Below are 19,484 nucleotides of genomic sequence, written 5' to 3'. Positions count from 1 at the left end.
GACGCGCGCGTTGATGGTAGGCCGCCTGAAGATGGGGGAACGCCCCTCGGGTACTTGGGCACCAGGAGTCCTCTCGGATGAAACGCTTCTTCATTGGCGCGCTGGCCTTCATTGGGGCGCTGTCCATCCTCTTCGTGGTGGGTGTGGTGGGGCTGCTGATGCTCGCGGCATCGAGCAAGCCGGGTGTGCCGTCCAACCTGGTGCTGGAGCTGGACCTGCAGGAGCCGCTGCCGGAGTACACGCTGGACACGTCCCTGGCGGGCGCCTTCGGCGAGGAGCCCACGTCGCTGAGGGACGTGGTGGAGGGCCTGGAGAAGGCCGCCACGGACCCCCGGGTGAAGTCGCTGGTGGTGCGGATCGGGCAGCCGGGCAGCGCGGCGCAGGTGCAGGAGCTGCGGGACGCGGTGAAGGCCTTCCGCGCGTCGGGCAAGCGGGCGGTGGCCTACGCGGACGGCTTCGGTGAGGCGGGCAACGGCACCGGCGCCTACTACCTCGCGAGCGCCTTCGACTCCGTCTTCATCCAGCCCTCCGGCGACGTGGGGCTCACCGGCCTGGTGATGGAGACGCCCTTCGCGCGCGACGCCTTCGCGAAGCTGGGCGTGAAGCCGGAGTTCGGCAAGCGCGCCGAGTTCAAGAACGCCGTCAACAGCTTCACCGACGACTCCTACGGTCCCCACCAGCGCGAGGCCACGGAGGCCTACGGCGGCAGCCTCTTCCAGCAGGTGGTGAAGGGCGTGGCCGAGGGCCGCAAGCTGTCCGAGGACGAGGTGCGCGCCCTCATCGACCGCGCGCCCTTCATGGGCCAGGCGGCCGTGGACGCGAAGCTGGTGGACGGGCTGCGCTACCGCGACGAAATCCACGACGAGCTCAAGCAGCAGGCCGGAGAGGGCGCGCAGTTCCTCTACGTGGACAAGTACCTGGAGCGCGCGGGCCGGCCGCACCAGACGGGCACCAGCATCGCGCTCATCTACGGCGTGGGCGAGGTGCTGCGCGGCAAGAGCCAGTCCAACCCGCTCTCCGGCGGACAGGTGATGGGCGGCGACACGGTGGCGGCGGCCTTCCGCAAGGCGGTGGAGGACCCGTCCGTGAAGGCCATCGTCTTCCGCGTGGACAGCCCGGGCGGCAGCTACTCCGCCAGCGACACCATCCGCCGGGAGGTGCAGCGCGCGCGCGAGGCGGGCAAGCCCGTCATCGTCTCCATGGGCACGTACGCGGCCAGCGGCGGCTACTTCGTGGCCATGGCCGGGGACAAGATCGTCGCCCAGCCGGGCACGCTGACGGGGAGCATCGGCGTGTACAACGGCAAGTTCGTCACGTCGGAGCTGTGGGCGAAGCTGGGCGTGAACTTCGACACCATCGCCTTCGGCAAGAACGCCACCTTCGCCAGCTCCGACCAGGAGTTCACCCCCGAGCAGCGCGCGCAGCTGGAGACCGAGCTGGACACCATCTACCTGGACTTCACCAGCCGCGCCGCCCAGGCGAGGAACATGCCGCTGGAGCAGCTCCAGGCGGTCGCGAAGGGGCGCGTGTGGACGGGCGAGGACGCGCTGGAGCGCGGGCTGGTGGACGCGCTCGGCGGCTACCCGAAGGCGCTGGAGCTGGCCCGGGAGGCCGCGAAGCTGGAGAAGGGCGCCCCCGTCCGCCTCGTCGTCTTCCCGCGCCCCCGGCCCACGGGCCAGGTGCTGTCGGAGCTCTTGGGCAACCACGAGGCGGACAACAGCGATGACGAGGCCACCGGGAGCCACGCCGCCGTGTCCTCCCAGGTGCTGGAGCAGGTGCGGGCCGTGTACCGCGTGGGCGCGAAGCTGGGCCTCACCGGGCAGGGCGCGGAGGGGCGCACGCTGTACGCGCCGCTCCCGGAGGTGCGCTGGTAGCGCTAGACGTGCAGGGGGACCGGGACGCGGCCCTCGGAGGGCCGCACCGGCCGGCCGAAGATGCTGTGGTAGCGCAAGGAATGCGACGCGCAGCGGTGACGGCGCGGGTCGAACACGAGACAGCGGGCCACCGGGCCGGCGTAGACGTGCAGCGTCACGCCCGGGGCGTTGCCGGCGATGCTCACGCGGTGGATGGAGGCGCCCGGGTCGCGGAAGTCCACGTGCCCGGCGCCCACCGGCCCCACGCGCACCGGCGTCCCCAGCCGCGCCAGGCCGGGCTGCGCCCCGCCCTCCAGCAGCGGGTAGTTCTCCAGGAGGAACTCGCCGCGCTGGATGCTGAACCAGCACTCCTGGCCGTCATGGTCATGGATGGGCGAGGCCACGCCCGGGGACCAGCAGTTGAGGATGACTTCCATCCCCTCGTCGCGGTGGACGAGGTTGCGCGTGTACCGGCCCGGCAGGAAGTGCAGGTAGGGCTTGAGGCTGGAGGGCTCCAACCGCAGCCCTGCCATCCGCGCGTCCACGCCCGAAAGTCCACCGGGAGCGGCACGGCGCGCGCGGAGCATCCGCACGAACTCTCTCAGGCAGGCGTCAGCCATGCGTACAGGCTAGGAACGTCTGCGACATCCGGCCACCCTCGGGTCCGCCAATGAACGTCCGCTTTGTCGTCCCCCCCTCAAGGATCGAGGCGGGGTTCGTTGAAGGACGGTGAACCGGCGGGAAGAAGTGGCCATCCGGCGCCTTCTGGGTCCGAGCAGGCAACCAGCACCTGCCTGGAGCCCGCTTCCTCCGTTTTAAATGTAATTTTACACCCTCCTGACGTAGAGGGGAGGGCATGGTGGTCAGGTCGTCCCGGCCGAAGCATCGAGGGGGGCCGGAGGAGAACGAGTGATGAAGAAGCGCCTGGGGGACATCCTGCTCGCGCGGGGTGTGGTGGATTCATTGCAGCTGCAGTCGGCGCTGGCGTACCAGCGCAAGTGGGGCGTGGCGCTGGGGCAGGTGGTGGTGGACCAGCGCTTCTGCACGGCGGAGGCGGTGCTGTCCGCGCTGGCGGCCCAGTCCGGCGTGGAGGCGGTGGACCTGGACGCCTGTCCGCTGGACGCGTCGCTCTCCAGGCTGATTCCGTGCAAGGTGGCGGAGGCCCACCGCGTGGTGCCGCTGCGGCTGGAAGGGCAGGGGGCGCGGGAGGTGCTGGTGGTGGCCCTGGCCGCGCCGGCGAGCCTGGCCACGCTGGACGTGGTGAAGAGCGTGTCCGGCAAGCCGCGGGTGGTGCCCCGGCTGGCCACGGACGCGGCGCTGGGGCGGGCCATCGGGCGGCTGTACCGGGGTGAGCCGGCGACGCCGCGGCGCCGTCCCGGGATGGAGAGCTTCTCCCTGCCGGAGTGGGACGAGTCGATGCCCCTGGTGGCGGGCACGTCCCTGGCGGAGCTGACGGACCTGTTGGCGCCGGAGCCCGTCCTGGCGCCGGAGCCCGTCCGCGAACCCGCGCGGCGGGCGGACAGCGCGGACCTTCCCATGCTGACGCCCCTGGAGCCCGTCCAGGCCCCGGCGCCGAAGCCGCGCGTGGCGGCGCGCGAGCAGGTGCTCGTGTACGGCTGGGGCGCGGACGCGGCGGCGGGCCTGGTGCAGGTGCTGAGCGGGGCGGGCTTCACGGTGAAGGTGGCGAGCACGGAGGACGTGTGCGCCGCGACCGAGGCGCAGGTGGTGGTGGCGCCGCTGCCCGCGATGGAGGTGCTGGCGCGGCGGCTGCGCGCGCAGGTGCTGGTGGCGGGCAAGGCGCCGGAGCGGGACCTGCCTCGCGCGCAGGCCGTGCATGCGCGGGGCTTCGTGGCGGCGCCGGTGGATCCGGACCTGCTGCTGCGCTCCGTGCGGCGGCTGTCGCGCGCCTCCGAGGAAGCGCGCCTCAAGCACGCGAGCTGAAGCCGCGGCGTCAGGGCACCGCGACGAGCCGGGGCATCTCCTCCGGCGCGTCGGGGAGCCACAGCGAGCCCAGCTCCAGGGAGACGGACGTGAAGGGCTCGGCGCGCACCAGGGCGTCGTCCTCGTGGCTCGCGGTGAGGAGCCAGCCGCGCTTGAGGCGCTGGTAGACCTCCAGCGTGCGCGCGACGGGGTCCACCAGCCAGACGTAGGACACGCCGGCCCGCCCATACAGGGGCAGCTTGCGGGCCCGGTCCAGCGCGGTGGTGGCGGGGGTCAGCACTTCGCAGACCCAATCCGGCACCAGGGTGAAGAAGGCGGCGCCGGGCTCCGGCGGGGCGGCCACGCGCTCACGGCGCCAGCCGGCCAGGTCGGGCACTAGGATGTCCTCGCCCAGGTGCAGCTCCGGCGCGCGCAGGAAGCACCAGCGGCCGTTGCCGCCACGGCGCGGATCCAACCGCTCTCCCAACTCCACGCCCATCATGAAGGCCGCGCGAGCGGGCGCCACGGAGAGGCGGGGCGAGGCCACCAGCTCGCCATCGAGGATTTCCCCCACCCAGCCCGACGGCAGCGCCGAGAGCAGGGAGTGGGAGGTGGGTTGAAGCTGCTGGAGTGCCGTCATGAATCCTCGGGGAGCGCCGGTGAACGCGAGGCATTCTAGGGAGGGGTCTGACATGCGGACCGCCACCCGCGAAGGCGCTACTTCCCGATGCAGAAGCGCTGGAAGAGGGTGTCCAGGAGCGCTTCGGAAACGCTCGTTCCGGACACTTCGCCCAGGGCCTCCAGCGCGAGCCCCACCTCGCCGGAGAGGACCTCCAGGGTGGACACGCGTGACGCGGCTTCGGCGCGGCCCAGCGCCTCGGCGGTGCGACGCAGGGCGTCCGCGTGACGCTCGGAGACGAGCGCTACCGCGGAGGGCGTCCCCCCGCCCCACAGTCGCGTGAGCACCGTGGTCCGGAGCGCCTCCACGCCCTCGCCCGTGAGTCCGCTGACGCGCGGCGGGGCAGGGGAGGGGAGGCCAGCGGACACCGTGTCTCGAGCCCCGGGGATGGCGTCGCACTTGCCGGTGACGGCGAGCACGGGTGTGGCACCGGCCTCGCGAGTCCACGACGCGGCCTCTTCGCTCGACGTCTCCGGAGGCAGCACCAGCACGGCCAGGTCCACGGCCGCGAGCAGCTCCCGCGTGCGCGCGATGCCCAGGGCCTCCACGCGTCCGGGGGCCTCTCGCAGGCCGGCGGTGTCGTAGAGGGTGACGCCCAGGCCGTCCCACTCGACGCGGGCCTCCAGCGCGTCGCGGGTGGTGCCGGGCTCGTCATCCACCAGCGCGCGGGCCTCGCCCACCAGCCGGTTGAACAGCGTGGACTTGCCCGCGTTCACCGGGCCGTACAGCGCCACGCGCGCGCCCTGGCGCACCAGCCGTCCACGGCCCACCTCCGCGCGCAGCGCTTCGGCGGCGGAGCGCAGCGCGGTGACGCGAGGGCCCGCTTCCGCGTCCGCGCCCTCCGCCTCGTCGGGGAAGTCGAGGACGCCCTCCAGGTCCGCGTGCAGCTCGCGCAGCGGCGTCTCCAGCGCGCGGATCCGCTCGGCCAACGCGCCGGCAAGTCCAGCCGCGGCGGCGCGCACGGCCGCCTCCGAATCCGCGGCCACCAGGTCCGCGACCGCCTCCGCGCGGGTCAGGTCGATGCGGCCGTTCAGGAACGCGCGCCGGGTGAACTCACCGGGAAGCGCCGGACGCACGCGCTCATCCTCCAGCGCCCGAGTGAGCAGCAGCCGCAAGAGGCGCGGACTGCCATGCGCCTGGAGCTCCACCACGTCCTCGCCGGTGAAGGACCGGGGCGCCTGGAAGTAGAGGAACAGGCCCTCATCCAGCGCCGCGCCCGCGGCGTCCACGAACGACGCCAGGTACGCATGGCGCGGCGTGGGGGATGCGGGAACACCGGGCGCGAGCCTCCGTCCCACCTCCAGCGCGGCCGGCCCGGACAGCCGGAGGATGCCCACCGCCCCCGCGGCGGGCGCGGTGGCGAGGGCGACGATGGTGGCGGAGTCAGACGTCATGGCGGGGCAGGGGACCAGCGGCGGACGGGCGCGCTCGCATGACTCCCGCCCCTCGAGCGCCTACCGGACGCCCTGCGGCGGAGTGGAGCCGCGAGCGGCGCGCTCCACGTCGTCGCGGTGCTCCTCGATGTACTTCTCCACCTCGGCGTCGTCGACCTCCAGGTCGCGCAGCACGCCCGGGTAGACGAAGCGGAACGCCGGCGACTCCTCATCCCCTCGCAGGCGGAAGCTCATCTTCAGCACCGCCGCGCCGTACAGCTTGTCCTTCAACCCCTTCGCCTTACCCATTCGTCCCTCTCGCGCCCGCCGGCGGCCCCGAAGCGGGCACACCTGCTCAGGCGTCGACGTCGTCTTCGTCGTCGTCCGGCAGCAGGCTCCGCTTGGGCATCGGGGCGGGCTTCGCCGGGGTGAACACCACGCGTCGGTTGCGGCCTTCGCCTTCCGCCGCCACCTTCACTCCACCCACTCCTTCTACTGCCTTCAGGACGCGCGCGCGGTCCTCAGTCTTCATCGCGGCGAACGCATAGAAGCGCCCCAGGCTGGCGGACTTCTCCGCGAGCTTGCGGACGGCCTCCCGGAACACCGGATCCTCTTCGACCTGCAGCGTGCGCTCATCCGCCTCCACGCCCTTCGCGGGGGCCTGCGCCTGCGCGGGCTTCGCGGCCTGCTGCGCCGGCTGCCCACCCCGCGCGTTGCGCTGCGGAGGCTGCGCGGCCGGAGCAGGCGCCGCGGCCCGGGCCGGCTGCTGCGCGGGCGTGGAAGCCACCTGCGCCACGGTCCCAGCCAGAGCGGCGGCCTGCTGCTGCGCCGCCGCGTCACGGCGCGGCCGGGGCTCCGGGTGCGCGCCCGCGCCCAGCATCACCCAGCGGCGCTCCACGCCGGGGCGGTGGAGCATCTTGTTGAGCAGGAACTGGAGCGAATCCAGCACCTGGCTGCGCTTGCCCGGCTCCACGCCCGGAGGCGCGCCGGACTCGAAGTGGAGCGCCACGGACAGGCTGCCGTCGGCGGCGTCCTGCAGGTCCAGCCGCGCAGGGAACCCCATCAGCCCGAGGATGTCCGTGAGCAGCTTCTCCACCCGGGGGCGGAAGTCCCCGCCGCCCGCCACCACCTGTGCCCCGCTCACTTGCGTTTGCCTCCCCCGGCGGTGACCACCGCCGGCGTCCCGCCGCCCGTCTGGTTCTTGTTGCGGTCCAGCCACTTGCGCAGGCCCCACTGCTGGCCAATGGAGAGCACGTTGTTCGTGAAGATGTAGAGCGACAGGCCCGCCGGGTACTGGAGCAGCGTGAAGGTGAAGATGATGGGCATCACCCAGGTCATCATCCGCGCCTGCGCCGCGTCCATCATCTGCGGCTGCATCTTCTGCGTGATGATCATCGACACGCCCAGCGCCAGCGGCAGGATGTACGTCGGGTCCTTGTAGGTGAGGTCGCGCCAGATGGGGCCGAAGAAGGGCTCGCCGTAGATTTCGAAGCTGTTGCGCAGCGACGTGAACAGGGCGATCCACACCGGCATCTGGATGAGCAGCGGCAGACAGCCACCCAGGGGGTTCACCTTCGCCTCCTGGTACAGCTTCATGATCTCCAGGTTCTGGCGCTCCTTGTCGTCCGCGAACTTCTTGCGGATCTCCTCCATCTTCGGCTGCAGCACCTTCACCGCCTCCATGCTGACCATGGAGCGGTATGTGAGCGGCAGCAGCGCCAGCTTCACCACCACGGTGAGCAGGATGATGGCGACGCCCCAGTTCCCCACGATGCCGTGGAAGAACTTCATGACGGCGAGCAGCAGCTTGCACACCACCGCCCAGATGCCGAAGTCGACTGTGTCCTCCAGCATGGGGTGGAAGGTCGTGGTGGACAGGCCGGCCACGGCGCGCAGCTCCGTGCCAGGCACGATGCGCAGCAGGTCCGGGTCCTTGGGGCCCGCGTAGCCGCCGAAGCGGAAGGTGGCCACCTGGCCGGGGGCCACGTTGAGCGGGAAGCCCGCGGACACCTCGCGCGCGGTGGGCGTGGCGGTCAGCGTGCAGTGCCCCTGGAGGGCGCCGTCCAGCGGGTAGAGCGCGGACAGGAAGTACTGCTGGTTGATGCCGAAGAAGGAGATGGGACCCTTCGTCTCCTCGGGCGGCTTGTCGCCCGGGGACAGGTTGTGGAGCTTGTCCTCCACCCAGCACGCGGAGCGGCTCAGGTTGCCCACGCCGCCGAAGAAGGACGGCGCGTGCTCGAACTCCGGGTCGATGGCGCGGCCGTAGTGCACCTTGAGCTCACCCGACTGGGCCTGCGCGGAGGTGTTGCGCACCTGGACGGTGTAGGTGAACTCGAAGCCCTCGCGAGGCCACAGCACCGTCTTCGTCACCTCCCACGGACCCTGGCGGCCGGTGAACACCACGCTGCCGCCGTTGTCGGTGGGGGCCTCCTGCACGGCGTAGCGGGTGTTCCCCGCCAGCGGAGCAGCGCCCTCAATCGTCACCGCGAGCGGCAGGGGCTGGCCGGGCACCGGGTGCGCCACGTTCATCTGCGGCGGCGGGGGGATGTCCTTGCCGAAGAGCTTCTCGAAGCCCTCCTTGACGGTGAGCGACTGCTGCTCGCGCATCTTCGTGCCCTGGAGCACGGCGGAGGTGAGGCCGGCGCCCTCCGAGGAGAAGGTGTACTTCACCTCCGGGCGGGCGAACTCCACGGTGCGCGCGGGGGGCTGCGGGGCCTCGGCGTGGGTGCCCGCGTCCTCGCCTCCGGCGCCCGGCGGCGGTACGGCGGCCATGCCCGGGGTGCCGGCGTCGGCCGTCGCGGCGACCTCCACGCCCGCGTCCGCGCCTTCCGCGCCCGGGGGCGGCCCCTGGGGGGCGAAGAAGAAGGTGTAGGCGGCGGTGGCCGCGAAGGAGAGGGCGAGCGCCAGGAGCAGCCGCTTCTGTGAATCGTTGGACTGGGGCGACAGCGGGTCGTTCGTCATGGAGTTCCCTGTGCCGGCGGCACGGCGCCGGAGGGCGGGCGGAAGCAAACCGTCAGGGGACGGGATCGAATCCACCGGGGTGGAATGGCTGGCAGCGCAGCAGGCGCCAGACGGTGAGGGCGCTGCCCTTCAACCCGCCGTGCTTCTCCAGCGCCTGCATGGCGTAGGTGGAGCACGAGGGATGGAACCGACACGCCTTCGGCAACAGCGGCCCCAGGAACCGCCGGTAGAAGCGGATGGGCAGGGCGATGACGAAGGCGAGTGGACTCATGGGGCGGGCTCTTTGGGAGGCACGCGCGGTGCCGGAAAGAGCCGTTGCAGCTTACGGGTGACGCCGTCGAACGCACGGGAAACTTGCGCGAAGGAGGCTTCCTTCGCCGAGGAGCGGACGACCAGGACTACGTCGAGACCGGGGGGCCATTGCCCGCGGTGCTTGCGGAACAGCTCGCGGAGCACTCTGCGCAGGCGTGCGCGCACCACCGCGTTGCCCACCTTGCTGGAGACGGTGAGCCCTACGCGGGAGTGCGCCCGGGAATTGCGTTGAACGAGGGCCAGGAGGCAGTCGGACGGAATCTTCTGACCGCCCTCCTGGACTTCAAGAAACTCACGCCGCTGGAGCAGGCGAAAGGCCTTGGGGAAGCGCTCGTCGGTTGCCTGAGGCACCCGCGGCGCCGCTCCCTCGGCCATCGTCCGTGCGTCCAGTTACTTCTTGAACGACGACACCACCAGGCGCTTACGGCCCTTGGCGCGGCGGCGCTTGAGGACATCCCGGCCGCCCTTGGTGGCGTTCCGCTTACGGAACCCGTGGGCGCGGTTGCGCCGGATCTTCGACGGCTGGTACGTGCGCTTGGACACAACGACTCCTGAGAGCTGAAGGCAGCGCCTGAATCATCGGCGCGACCCGTACATTGGAAAGGGGGCGTCCGTAACCCTATTTCCAGGACAAGTCAATCAAGGATCACCAGCGCCGACCGTGCAGCCCTGCGCCGGGTGGACCGGGCGATCATGTAGGAAAAGGGGGGACGGGGCAAGGAACAGGGCTTCGCTGAAGGACTCTGGGCCCGGAGCCGAGTGGGCCCGTTCCAGGTCCTTCGCTGTTGACCCACGAGTGGCTGGCCGGTTGAACGGACGTCGCCATGCGCCTCCATGCCTGCATCCTGCTTTTGCTCCTGTCCTCGGCGTGCGCTACCCCAATGCCCCTGAAGGCCCGCACGACCCCTTCCTTGAGGGTCGCCAACCTCCATAGGGCGTCAAAGCTGCCTTGGAGTGATGAGGGGCGATGCGTCGTCCAGGAGGCTTCTTCGCCTTGGTCCGTGGTGGTGGAGCGCTGCTTCGGAGCGCTGGACCATCACCGGATCCGGTTTCACGATCCGACGGGACGTTGCACGGTCGCCTCCGCTGGAGCCGCGACCCTGGGGCTTGGAGTTTGTGTCCTTGTCGCTCCTGAAATCGTCATGGGCGCAGTCATCATCACAGGTGTTGTCGTGGTGGCGGTCGCCATCAAAGAGGAACTGGACGCGTACGAGTTCCGCCAGCTCTATCCCGAGGAAGCTGGGGCCATGCGAGGAACGAGGGCCGTCCCCCGGGAGACCGTAGCGAAACGGAAGCCCAGGCTTGAACCCGACCCTGTTGGGAAGGACTGGCAGCCCCCGATGCCTCCCGACGCCTTGGACCGGACGCGCCATCCCAGGTGCGAACCCATTCCGGTCAAGCACCGGGGAGGAGACGACGCGCACAACCGGTGTGCCGACAGGATTCCACCGAATCGCTACCCCGGCCATGACGTGCTCGTGAACGGCAAGCACTTCGATGCGTTGCAAGTCGGTGTGCGCGTGCTGTGGGAAATCAAGACCGACCAGTTCGACACGTACAGCGACTTCCTTCAAGCGCAGGTGGTCAGGGACCAGGTGGCCGAACTGCTGGAGGAGCGAGACATCGCGGGGGCATGTGGCTACGCCTTCGTGGTGGGAGTGAGCAGCGAGGCGCATAAAGCCGCGCTGAAGGAGATTGCCGACGAGTTGGATATCGTCGTCACGGGGTGCGAACGATGACGACGCGCGACCGCCTCATCCTGAATGTCCATGCACCGGCTCTGACGATGGACGACGGCCGTACGCTCGCTGTCGTTGAAGGCATGGAACGGGCGATGCCCGGCATGCGTCTGGCGTGGGAGATATCCAAGGAAGGAAAGCCTGTCGCGCTATCTCAGCGAGACGCGTGGCTCGCGGCCTCAGCGGCACGAGGAGAGTTTCCGCTCATCTGCAACGGAGACGAGGACTATCCCGTGACGATTTCCGGACTGCGCAGATCCGCCAGTTCAAGTCCGGGCAGACAACCTCAACTCCAGGTCCATGCGAAGCTGCCTCAGGACGCAGCCAGCATCGCGGCGGCAGCGGATGTGCTGGAGCACGTCGCGGAGGGTGTCCACGCATATTGGGGGATCCTGGCGCCGTCATCCGTGATGCAGTTCATCGCGGATCAGACAGGCCCGAAGCGACATGGACCTGAAAAGCCACCTCTCGGACTGCCCGCTCTCAAGCTCCCAGAAGCGATTTCCACTCCAGAGATTCCACGCCACCTGGGTTGGCTGAACTACTGGTCGGCCGAGGCCGCGAAGGCCCTCGGGTTCCCGGACCCTGAGCGTGACGCCGAGTTGCTGTCACGTGCCCGGCGCACTGCTACTGGCGGGTGGGTGGTCCGGCTCACGGATGCTCCGCTCGACCTGGGAAACCGCGCGCACCTGGCAGCACTCCTGTGGGCCTACGAGCGCTTTCCGGAAATAGGCGGACGGTCAGTGCCTTGACCGCACCCGCACCGGAAGGAACGGAACCTGTCAACGTGAATGAGACAGTGAAACTGAGAGATTAGTGCGCAGCCGCCTGTGAGTTGGGGAGCTGCGCGGGGTTGTTGATCCATACGGCGTTCGGAAGGGCCTAGGGCTTCGGAGTGTTGCCGCGCGCCTTTGTTGATGGACCGGTGAGCCGACGGGTTGATGGCCTCGGGACTACGGTTCCCCAGTCGCGTCAAGGAGTTGCATCCCCTCATGAGCGCGCTCTCCGGTGGTCCGGCTCCGTGATGGGATTTTCGGAGCCTCTCCTCGCGAGTCCCTCAACCAGAGTGCGCGAGAACAGGCGTCCATCCCTCAAATAGCGTGCGCGGCAACACCGACCGTGCAGCCCTGCGCCGGGTGGACCGGGCGATCATGTAGGAAAAGGGGGGACGGGGCAAGGAACAGGTGGGTGCGCCGCCCGTTCAAGTAGCCTCTCCAGGATGATCCTCCGCGACGTCACGGATGAGGACCTCCCCCTGTTCTTCGAACACCAGCGCGACCCCGAAGCGGCGCGCATGGCTGGATTTCCATCGCGGGAGCGCGACGCGTTCATGACCCACTGGCGCACGAACGTCCTGCGTCCCGGGAACGTCAACCGCACAATCGTGATGGGCGGCGTGGTGGTTGGGAACATCGGCAGTTGGGAACAGGAGGGCCAGCGCCTCGTCGGCTATTGGATGGGTCGCGAGCATTGGGGACAGGGCCTCGCCACCCGGGCCCTCTCCGAGTTCCTCCGGCTCGTGCCCACCCGGCCGCTGCATGCGTGGGTCGCCGCCCACAACCTCGCGTCGATCCGCGTCCTGGAGAAGTGTGGCTTCCACCCCGTGCCCCACGAGGATCCAGGCGAAGTCCTCATGAGGCTGGGTCCGACGTAGGCGCGTCACTCCCGCCCCCTGTCCAGCACCTGACGGCCGCGCGCCACGGTGGATCCGTTCAGGTGGCGCCGCCGCCCACCTCCCGCAACCCACCGGAACGGCTCGCCTCCGCAGCGCGAAAGCGGATCCGCCGCGAGTGATCATCCCCACCCGCCAGGGCGTCCCGCTGATCCGTGCTACAGGCCGGTTCCTTGATCAGCCGGAGAGCGGGTGTTAGCACCGCCGGACGCCCGCGGGTTCCCTCCTTCCGCGCCGTCCCTGAGCCTCCAAGTGAACGCCCTCGCCCAAGCCCCTTCGCCTTCGCTGCCCAGTGCCGGCGTCATCTGGACCCGCACGCTGGAAGCCATCCGTCAGGAGGGGCTCCACTACGCCCTCACCTGGCTGGAGCGGATGCGCCCCATGGAGGTGCGCGAGAACGCCCTGGTCCTGGGCGTGCCGGACCGCTTCTTCCGCGACTGGGTGGATGACCACTACCGCGCCATGCTGGAGACGCACCTGGCCCGGCTGGAGCCGTCCCTGGGGCGCGTCGCCTACGAGGTCGTCGTCGGTCCGCCGCCGTCGTCCGCGGACCTGCCGCCCACGCCCACCGTCAAGGTGAACTCGATGCGGCCCGCGCGGCTCAACCCGCGCTTCACCTTCGACACCTACGTCGTCGCGGACAGCAACCAGCTCCCCGCCGCCGCCGCGCAGGCCGTGGCCCACCGGCCGGGCCACAACTACAACCCGCTCTACATCTACGGCGGCACCGGCCTGGGCAAGACGCACCTGCTCCAGGCCGTGGGCAACCACATCTGGGAGAAGGACCCCACCCAGCGCATCGTCTACCTCTCCAGCGAGCAGTTCACGAACGAGTACGTGGAGAGCGTGCGCGAGCACCGCATGACGGACTTCCGCCGGAAGTTCCGCGAAGAGTGCGACGTGCTCCTCATCGACGACATCCAGTTCCTGGGCAAGCGCGAGGAGACGCAGAAGGAGTTCTTCTACACCTTCGAGACGCTCTTCGGCCTCAACAAGGCCATCGTGCTCACCAGCGACATGGTGCCCGCGGAGGTGCCCGGCATGGAGGACCGCCTGCGCAGCCGCTTCGCCATGGGCCTGATGGCGGACATCCGCGAGCCCACCTACGAGACACGCGTCGCCATCCTCCAGAAGAAGGCGGAGCAGGAGGGCCTCAACCTGCCGGACCCCGTGGCGCACTTCATCGCCAAGCACGTGCAGAAGAACGTGCGCGAACTGGAAGGCGCGCTCGTGAAGCTGTCCGCGATGCACAGCCTCACGAAGCAGCCGGTGACGGAGGAGTTCGCGTCCCAGGTGCTGCGCGACATCCTGCCCGCGCAGCGCACCGTGGACGTGGAGGCCATCCAGCGCGAGGTCGCCCGCTTCTACAAGGTGACGGTCGAAGCGCTGAAGGAGGACCGGCGCCACAAGGCGCTCGCGCACGCGCGCCAGGTGGCCATGTACCTGAGCCGCAAGCTGACCAAGAGCTCCTTCCCGGAGATCGCCTCGCGCTTCAACAAGGACCACTCCACCGTCATCTCCGCCGTGCGCAAGGTCGAAGGCCTGCGGGAGACGGACGCGGCCGTGCACCGCGACCTGTCGGAGCTGGAGACGAAGCTCGGCGGCATGTAGCCCGCATCAGGGCGCGGCCGGCTGCGACGGGGCGGACACCTCTTCCAGCGTCCTGCCGCTCTCCTGGTCGCTGAGCTCCGCCGAGATGTCTCCCAGCGAGAGGATGCCCACCAGCCGCTTCGCCCGGTTCAACACCAGGATGCGGCGGATCTGCGAGGCCCTCATCTTCTGGGCCGCCTGGGTGAGGTCGTCGTCGTCGTAGACGAACTCCACGCCCCGGGTCATCGCCTGGGCCACCTGGGTGCGCTCGGCGTCCAGTCCCTGAGCCACCGCGCGGATGACGATGTCCCGGTCCGTGACGATGCCCACCAGCTCATCGCCGTCACACACGGGCATGGGGCCCACGTTCAGCAGGCGCATCTTCTCCGCGGCCATCCTCAGGGAATCAGACGGTCGGACGACCTCTACGTCGGATGTCATTACGTCGCTCACGCGTTGCGTTGCCATGGTGTCTCTCCTGTGGGGTTCCTCCTCACGCTGAGCACCGGCCTGTCCGCTGGCATGCGCCACCCTCACGGGTGTCTGTCCATTTCCCCGGGCTTCGGGCATGCTGAGGCTTCGTGGGCCCTGTGGGGCTCGCGCATCGGGACGCCCGGCCGGAGGCGCTCCCCCTTGTGCAGTGCTTCCGACATGCCCTCAATCCCCTGGTTGCGTACCTCCGGCCCTGCTGGCGCCGTGCTGTGTCTGTCTTTGATGTCCCTGGGGCTGTCCGGCTGCGGTGACAGCCATCCCCGGCTCATCTTCTCGCTGAGCTCGACCCTGCCGGGCGCGTCCTCCCTGGCGGTCCCGGCCTCCGGCGTCCGGGCCATGACGTCCCCGCCCCCGTTTCCCGAAATCACGTCGGGTGACGGCTTGATCTTCCAGTTGCATACCGTCGTCGTAAGCGTGGCGGACATCCGTCTGGAATTGGGCGGGGGACTGACCTGCGAGGACGTGAGGGAGGAGCTCCCCGAGGGCGCCGGGTGCGTCCAGTCCGGAGACGCCCCGAGCACGGTCACGCTCGCGGGCCCCTTCTCCATCGATCTGGATTCTGGGGAGCTCTCGCAGGGCGAGAAGGAACTGCGGATCCCCCCTGGCAAGTACCGGCGGATCGACTTCGTGCTGGGGGAGGGCGGCTTCAAGGCCCACACCTGGCTGAAGCGCGGCGGCACGCAGAGCTGGACCATGAAACTCACCCTGCCCGAGGGCACGGCGCTGGGCTTCGAGGTCCCCTACGCCCTCGCGGTGGAGGAAGGCGGCTCCCTGCGCGTGACGTTCCGCCAGTCCACCTGGCTGAAGGACCTCTCACTGGGAGCGTGCATCCAGAGCGGGGACCTGCCCCATACGGACTCCGAGCTGCTCCTGGACGCCGCGACCGGTGAATGCCAGGGCGTGGGGGACACGGTGCGGGAGATCCTTCGCACCGAGGGGGCCCTGGGCGCTCGCCCGTTCTGACCGTCGCGGTCAGAAGGGGATCCGGCCGGACAGCCACAGCAGCAGGAAGCTCCCCCACAGCAGCGGACTGACCAGCCCCAGGACCAGCCCCATCAGGGCCTGGTTCCGGCGGCCAATGGGCGGCGTGGCCTTCGGGTCCACGCGCTTCAGCGCCACCGCGCCGCAAATCACCGCCACGGGCGCGAACATGGGCATGAACAGCGCGCTGAAACCGAACCGCGAGGCCTGACGCGCCATCGGGTTGTCGAAGCGCTCGTTCCACAGCAGCTTCAGCGCCCCGGGCGGCACCGGCAGCCGGAAGAAGAGCTGGTTGCGCACGTCGCGATGGATGCGCAGCCCGGTGACCAGGCCGGGGATGGCGCACAGGAGGTAGAGGAAGCGCCCGTCCGGCACCAGGGCATCCGCCACCACCGCCATCATCAGCGGCGTGACCAGCATGGCGTGCCGCGCCCAGCGCTGGCCCAGGAAGAAGGCCACGCCCACCGGCACGGGCAACAGCAGCAGGAACGTGAAGAGCGATTCCTTCGTCGCGCGCACCCCCCACTCCGCCAGGGCGGCGGCGGTGGCCACGCAGAGCAGCAGCGTCACGCCCCCCACCACCCACGCCCATCCATCACGCTTGCCCCAATAGCGCTGGCGCAGGGCCTCCAGGTAGTTCACGTCCGGGCGCGCCGCGCAGGCCTGGCAGTACAGGCGCACGCCCAGGCCCGCCACGGACGTGGCGCAGTCCGCGCAGATGAAGCTCCCGCAGCGGAAACAGGTGCCGCCCGCGGGCAGGTCCGGGTGGACCGCGCAGCGGCCCTGCTGGGAGAGGGGCACCTCCAGGCTCATGGCCGCAGTGTCGCACGGCGAGCAACCCCCGGCACCCCCGGGCCCACCCCGTCTCCTTCCGGCTTACAGGCCCCGGGGCGCGTGCTAAGCGCGCGAAAGACCGTCCTGAACCGTGGAGGAACCTTGTCCCGATTGAAGGCCCTCGCCGCAGCGGCCCTGTTCGTGGGGCTTCCGGCGCTCGCGCAGACCCCCGAGGCGAAGCCGCTGGAGCCCGGCCGCGAAAACCTGGCCATCCCCTATGAGAAGTACACGCTGCCCAACGGCATGGAGGTCATCCTCTCCGTGGACCGCAAGCTGCCCGTGGTGGCCGTCAACGTCTGGTACCACGTGGGTGCCTACGACGAGACGCCGGGCCGCACCGGGTTCGCGCACCTCTTCGAGCACATGATGTTCCAGGGCTCCAAGCACGTGCCGGACGACGTGCACATCGGCCTCTTGGAGCAGGCGGGCGCCACGGACCTGAACGGCACCACCAGCTTCGACCGCACCAACTACTACGAGACCGTGCCCAGCAACCTGCTGGAGACGGCCCTGTGGTTGGAGAGCGACCGCATGGGCTTCCTCTTGGACTCGCTCACGGAGAAGAAGCTCCAGACGCAGAAGGAGGTCGTGAAGAACGAGCGCCGCCAGGGCGTGGAGACGGCCCCCTACGGTGAGGCGCAGGAGAAGGCGTGGCAGGCGCTGTTCCCCGCGCCGCACCCGTACTCCGGCAACGTGATTGGGTCCATGAAGGACCTGGACGCGGCCACGGTGGATGACGTGAAGGCGTTCTTCCGCAAGTGGTACGCGCCCTCCAACGCGACGCTCGCCATCGTGGGCGACTTCGACCCCGCGAAGGCCAAGGCGCTGGTGGAGAAGTACTTCGGCACGCTGACCTCCGCGCCCAAGCCCCAGCGTCCGGACGTGCAGCCGGTGAAGGTCACGCGCGAGACGACCATCCGCCACGACGAGAAGGTGGCCACGCTGCCCCTGCTCACCATGTCCTGGCTCACCGCCCCGTACCTGAAGCCCGGGGACGCGACGGCGGACGTGCTCGCCACCGCGCTGGGCACGGGCCGCGCGAGCCGCCTGTACCGCCGGCTGGTGCTGGACAAGCAGCTGGCGCAGAGCGTGGACGCCGTGCAGCAGAGCCAGGGCGCGCAGTCCGTCTTCTCCATCGAGGCGGTGGCCCGGCCCGGCGTCACCACGGACACGCTGAAGAAGGAGATCGACGCGGTGCTGGACGAGGTCCGCAAGGACGGCGTCACGCAGGAGGAGATTGTCCGCGCGCGCACCCGCTATGACACGCGGCAGCTGGCGGGCCTGCAGGCGGTGGGCGGCTCCGGCAGCAAGTCCGACACGCTCCAGACCTACAACCAGTTCGTGGGCGAGCCCAGCTACGTCGCGCAGGACCTGGCGCGCTACCAGGACGTCACCCCCGGCGCGGTGAAGCAGTTCGCCAACGACGTGCTGCGCCCCGACGCGCGCGTCGTGCTCCACGCGGTGCCGTCCGCCGGCAAGGCCGCGCCGTCTTCCGCTCCGGGCAAGGAGGCCCGCTAGTCATGCACCGCCGAATCCTCACTGCCCTCCTCACGCTGTCCATCGCCGGCTGCGCCACCACGAAGCCCGCGGAGACGCCGGCTGAAACGGCGCCGGCCGCGCCGCCGCGAACCCAGACACCCGCTCCGGACGCGGAGGCGTTCCGCGAGCAGCAGCCCAAGCCCGGCAAGCCGCCGGAGCTGGTGCTGCCCACCTTCGAGCAGGCGAAGCTGGACAACGGCCTCACCGTCATCGTCAGCACGCGCAAGGAATTGCCGCTGGTGTTCGTGGGCATCGCCTTCGCCGCGGGCGTGTCGCAGGAGCCCGCCGCGAAGCTGGGCATCGCGGACCTGTCCTACCGCATGCTGCTGGAGGGCGCGGGCAAGCGCGACACGGTGGCGCTGGACAACGCGTTCGCGGACCTGGGCGTGTCGCCCGCGCTGTCGGTGGACCCGGACGGCGCCTTCGTGGGCGCGCGCGTGCTCACCACCAACGTGGACGCGGCGATGAGCCTGCTGTCGGACGTCGTCCTGCGGCCCACCTTCGACGCGAAGGCCTTCGAGCGCCGCAAGAAGCAGCAGCTGGGTGAGCTGGTGCGCCGCATGGGCGACCCGAACTTCCTGGCGCAGCAGGCCTACTACCAGGCCGTGTTCGGCGCGGACCACCCGTATGGCCATACGTCCGGCGGGACGCCGAAGACGGTGGAGTCGCTCACGCTGGCGGACGCGAAGAGCTTCTACACGAAGCACACGGGCCCTCGCGCCGCCGCGCTCATCATGACCGGCGACGTGACGCTCCAGCAGGCCGTGGAGTTCGGGAAGAAGTACTTCGGCGGGTGGAAGGGCGGGGCCGTGGCGCCCAAGCCGCCGCCCGCGCCGCCCGCGCCGCCGCGTCAGCAGGTGCGCGTGGTGCCCAAGCCGGGCCTGGAGCAGACGGTGGTGCTGGTGGGGCGTCCCGGCCTCGCCGCGGGCCACCCGGACGAGTATCCGCTGGAGCTGGCCACCACGGTGTTCGGCGGCTTCTTCGGCAGCCGGCTCAACATGAACATCCGCGAGGACAAGGGCTACAGCTACGGCGCCAACGCGCACCTGGGCACGCGCCTGGGCGTGGGACCGCTCACCGCGTACGCGGCCGTGCGGCAGGACGTGACGGGCCCGGCGCTCAACGAGTTCATCAAGGAGCTGGCCGGCATCAAGTCCAACCCCATCACGGAGAAGGAGCTGGCCGCCGCGCGCGAAGGGCTCATCCGCGCGTTCCCGGGCGCCTTCGAGACGGTGGAGGGCCTGGGTGGCAGCGCCGCGCAGCTCTACTTCCACCGCCGGCCGATGGATGAGTTCAAGCGCACCGTGGAGGGCCTGGAGAACGCCAGCGCCGCGGAGGTGCAGCGCGTGGCCGAGTCCTACCTGGACTCCGCCAACATGCAGGTGGTGCTCGTGGGCGACCCGCTGGTCATCCAGGAGCAGGTGACGCCGCTCAACCTGGGCAAGCTCACGCTGGTGGAGACGCCGGCGTCGGAGCCTGCTTCCAAGTAACAGAGCGCTCCACTTCGAGGCGTGGAAGCCGGGGTCCCGACGTGGGTGT

The 19,484-nt window shown here is 70.0% G+C and carries 20 protein-coding genes; 9 read left to right on the top strand and 11 right to left on the bottom strand.

Going from position 1 to position 19,484, the window contains the following annotated elements; translation table 11 throughout:
• Positions 1–77 precede the first annotated feature (77 nt).
• Complete coding sequence (gene sppA, locus D7W82_RS10640; RefSeq protein WP_120618230.1) at positions 78–1,874, top strand: signal peptide peptidase SppA; 1,797 nt, start codon at positions 78–80, stop codon at positions 1,872–1,874.
• 2 nt (positions 1,875–1,876) lie between these two features.
• On the opposite strand, the gene D7W82_RS10635 is transcribed toward sppA, so the two are convergent.
• Positions 1,877–2,473: a cysteine dioxygenase family protein gene (locus D7W82_RS10635; protein WP_120618229.1), complete on the bottom strand. Its 597-nt coding sequence runs from the start codon at positions 2,471–2,473 to the stop codon at positions 1,877–1,879.
• A 292-nt stretch (positions 2,474–2,765) separates the two neighbouring features.
• Here D7W82_RS10635 and D7W82_RS42330 point away from each other — a divergent pair, with 292 nt between their 5' ends.
• The gene (locus D7W82_RS42330) at positions 2,766–3,794 is read left to right on the top strand and encodes a general secretion pathway protein GspE (protein ID WP_120618228.1); all 1,029 of its coding nucleotides are present in this window, start codon (positions 2,766–2,768) and stop codon (positions 3,792–3,794) included.
• Between the two features lie 10 nt (positions 3,795–3,804).
• Here D7W82_RS42330 and D7W82_RS10625 read toward each other — a convergent pair whose 3' ends face one another.
• From D7W82_RS10625 to rpmH, 8 genes are all read right to left on the bottom strand, one after another.
• A complete protein-coding gene (locus tag D7W82_RS10625; protein ID WP_120618227.1) occupies positions 3,805–4,413 on the bottom strand; it encodes a Uma2 family endonuclease in 609 nt (202 codons plus the stop codon).
• Positions 4,414–4,490: 77 nt separating this feature from the next.
• A complete protein-coding gene (gene mnmE / locus D7W82_RS10620) occupies positions 4,491–5,846 on the bottom strand; it encodes a tRNA uridine-5-carboxymethylaminomethyl(34) synthesis GTPase MnmE (RefSeq protein WP_120618226.1) in 1,356 nt (451 codons plus the stop codon).
• A 60-nt stretch (positions 5,847–5,906) separates the two neighbouring features.
• A complete protein-coding gene (locus D7W82_RS10615; protein ID WP_014400867.1) occupies positions 5,907–6,134 on the bottom strand; it encodes a hypothetical protein in 228 nt (75 codons plus the stop codon).
• Between the two features lie 46 nt (positions 6,135–6,180).
• Positions 6,181–6,969 (bottom strand): hypothetical protein, encoded by a 789-nt coding sequence (locus D7W82_RS10610; protein ID WP_120618225.1) that lies wholly within the window; start codon positions 6,967–6,969, stop codon positions 6,181–6,183.
• A complete protein-coding gene (yidC, locus tag D7W82_RS10605) occupies positions 6,966–8,786 on the bottom strand; it encodes a membrane protein insertase YidC (protein WP_120618224.1) in 1,821 nt (606 codons plus the stop codon). Before yidC ends, D7W82_RS10610 begins: the two co-directional genes overlap by 4 nt.
• Positions 8,787–8,838: 52 nt before the next feature.
• Positions 8,839–9,057: a membrane protein insertion efficiency factor YidD gene (gene yidD / locus D7W82_RS10600; protein WP_014400870.1), complete on the bottom strand. Its 219-nt coding sequence runs from the start codon at positions 9,055–9,057 to the stop codon at positions 8,839–8,841.
• On the bottom strand, positions 9,054–9,473 hold the full coding sequence (gene rnpA / locus D7W82_RS10595; protein ID WP_014400871.1) for a ribonuclease P protein component: 420 nt from the start codon (positions 9,471–9,473) through the stop codon (positions 9,054–9,056). The genes yidD and rnpA overlap by 4 nt, the downstream gene beginning before the upstream one ends.
• Positions 9,474–9,488: 15 nt before the next feature.
• A complete protein-coding gene (gene rpmH / locus D7W82_RS10590) occupies positions 9,489–9,641 on the bottom strand; it encodes a 50S ribosomal protein L34 (protein WP_120526629.1) in 153 nt (50 codons plus the stop codon).
• Between the two features lie 599 nt (positions 9,642–10,240).
• Between rpmH and D7W82_RS10585 the strand changes: the two genes are divergently transcribed.
• The 4 genes from D7W82_RS10585 (at position 10,241) to dnaA (ending at position 14,120) form a co-directional block, all read left to right on the top strand.
• The gene (locus tag D7W82_RS10585; protein WP_370450977.1) at positions 10,241–10,837 is read left to right on the top strand and encodes a DUF6310 domain-containing protein; all 597 of its coding nucleotides are present in this window, start codon (positions 10,241–10,243) and stop codon (positions 10,835–10,837) included.
• The gene (locus D7W82_RS10580; RefSeq protein WP_120618245.1) at positions 10,834–11,589 is read left to right on the top strand and encodes a DUF5953 family protein; all 756 of its coding nucleotides are present in this window, start codon (positions 10,834–10,836) and stop codon (positions 11,587–11,589) included. The genes D7W82_RS10585 and D7W82_RS10580 overlap by 4 nt, the downstream gene beginning before the upstream one ends.
• A 467-nt stretch (positions 11,590–12,056) precedes the next feature.
• The gene (locus D7W82_RS10575; protein ID WP_120618222.1) at positions 12,057–12,491 is read left to right on the top strand and encodes a GNAT family N-acetyltransferase; all 435 of its coding nucleotides are present in this window, start codon (positions 12,057–12,059) and stop codon (positions 12,489–12,491) included.
• Between the two features lie 270 nt (positions 12,492–12,761).
• A complete protein-coding gene (gene dnaA / locus D7W82_RS10570) occupies positions 12,762–14,120 on the top strand; it encodes a chromosomal replication initiator protein DnaA (RefSeq protein ID WP_120618221.1) in 1,359 nt (452 codons plus the stop codon).
• A 6-nt stretch (positions 14,121–14,126) separates the two neighbouring features.
• On the opposite strand, the gene D7W82_RS10565 is transcribed toward dnaA, so the two are convergent.
• A complete protein-coding gene (locus D7W82_RS10565) occupies positions 14,127–14,540 on the bottom strand; it encodes a CBS domain-containing protein (protein ID WP_255417103.1) in 414 nt (137 codons plus the stop codon).
• Positions 14,541–14,750: 210 nt separating this feature from the next.
• On the opposite strand from D7W82_RS10565, the gene D7W82_RS10560 reads away from it, so the two are divergent.
• Positions 14,751–15,554 (top strand): hypothetical protein, encoded by an 804-nt coding sequence (locus tag D7W82_RS10560; RefSeq protein WP_147439288.1) that lies wholly within the window; start codon positions 14,751–14,753, stop codon positions 15,552–15,554.
• Positions 15,555–15,563: 9 nt separating this feature from the next.
• Here the strand turns inward: D7W82_RS10560 and D7W82_RS10555 are convergent, their stop codons facing one another.
• Positions 15,564–16,385 (bottom strand): hypothetical protein, encoded by an 822-nt coding sequence (locus D7W82_RS10555; RefSeq protein WP_120618218.1) that lies wholly within the window; start codon positions 16,383–16,385, stop codon positions 15,564–15,566.
• A 132-nt stretch (positions 16,386–16,517) separates the two neighbouring features.
• Between D7W82_RS10555 and D7W82_RS10550 the strand changes: the two genes are divergently transcribed.
• Entirely contained in the window at positions 16,518–17,924 is a 1,407-nt protein-coding gene (locus D7W82_RS10550) for a pitrilysin family protein (protein WP_120618217.1), read from the top strand.
• A 2-nt stretch (positions 17,925–17,926) separates the two neighbouring features.
• Positions 17,927–19,435, top strand: coding sequence for a pitrilysin family protein (locus tag D7W82_RS10545; protein ID WP_120618216.1), 1,509 nt, complete (start codon positions 17,927–17,929; stop codon positions 19,433–19,435).
• The last annotated feature ends 49 nt before the right edge of the window (positions 19,436–19,484 follow it).

The organism is Corallococcus sp. CA049B (assembly GCF_003611685.1).
In the GTDB taxonomy this organism is placed as follows: Bacteria; Myxococcota; Myxococcia; order Myxococcales; family Myxococcaceae; genus Corallococcus; species Corallococcus coralloides.
The sequence above is the reverse complement of the archived record's forward strand: the minus strand, read 5'-3'. Positions and strand labels throughout refer to the sequence as shown.

Coding starts and splice junctions, on each gene's coding strand:
- sppA (WP_120618230.1), top strand. CDS start 78: ATGAAACGCTTCTTCATTGGCGCGCTGGCCTTCATTGGGGCGCTGTCC.
- D7W82_RS10635 (WP_120618229.1), bottom strand. CDS start 2,473: ATGGCTGACGCCTGCCTGAGAGAGTTCGTGCGGATGCTCCGCGCGCGC.
- D7W82_RS42330 (WP_120618228.1), top strand. CDS start 2,766: ATGAAGAAGCGCCTGGGGGACATCCTGCTCGCGCGGGGTGTGGTGGAT.
- D7W82_RS10625 (WP_120618227.1), bottom strand. CDS start 4,413: ATGACGGCACTCCAGCAGCTTCAACCCACCTCCCACTCCCTGCTCTCG.
- mnmE (WP_120618226.1), bottom strand. CDS start 5,846: ATGACGTCTGACTCCGCCACCATCGTCGCCCTCGCCACCGCGCCCGCC.
- D7W82_RS10615 (WP_014400867.1), bottom strand. CDS start 6,134: ATGGGTAAGGCGAAGGGGTTGAAGGACAAGCTGTACGGCGCGGCGGTG.
- yidC (WP_120618224.1), bottom strand. CDS start 8,786: ATGACGAACGACCCGCTGTCGCCCCAGTCCAACGATTCACAGAAGCGG.
- yidD (WP_014400870.1), bottom strand. CDS start 9,057: ATGAGTCCACTCGCCTTCGTCATCGCCCTGCCCATCCGCTTCTACCGG.
- rnpA (WP_014400871.1), bottom strand. CDS start 9,473: ATGGCCGAGGGAGCGGCGCCGCGGGTGCCTCAGGCAACCGACGAGCGC.
- D7W82_RS10585 (WP_370450977.1), top strand. CDS start 10,241: ATGGGCGCAGTCATCATCACAGGTGTTGTCGTGGTGGCGGTCGCCATC.
- D7W82_RS10580 (WP_120618245.1), top strand. CDS start 10,834: ATGACGACGCGCGACCGCCTCATCCTGAATGTCCATGCACCGGCTCTG.
- D7W82_RS10575 (WP_120618222.1), top strand. CDS start 12,057: ATGATCCTCCGCGACGTCACGGATGAGGACCTCCCCCTGTTCTTCGAA.
- D7W82_RS10565 (WP_255417103.1), bottom strand. CDS start 14,540: ATGACATCCGACGTAGAGGTCGTCCGACCGTCTGATTCCCTGAGGATG.
- D7W82_RS10560 (WP_147439288.1), top strand. CDS start 14,751: ATGCCCTCAATCCCCTGGTTGCGTACCTCCGGCCCTGCTGGCGCCGTG.
- D7W82_RS10555 (WP_120618218.1), bottom strand. CDS start 16,385: ATGAGCCTGGAGGTGCCCCTCTCCCAGCAGGGCCGCTGCGCGGTCCAC.
- D7W82_RS10545 (WP_120618216.1), top strand. CDS start 17,927: ATGCACCGCCGAATCCTCACTGCCCTCCTCACGCTGTCCATCGCCGGC.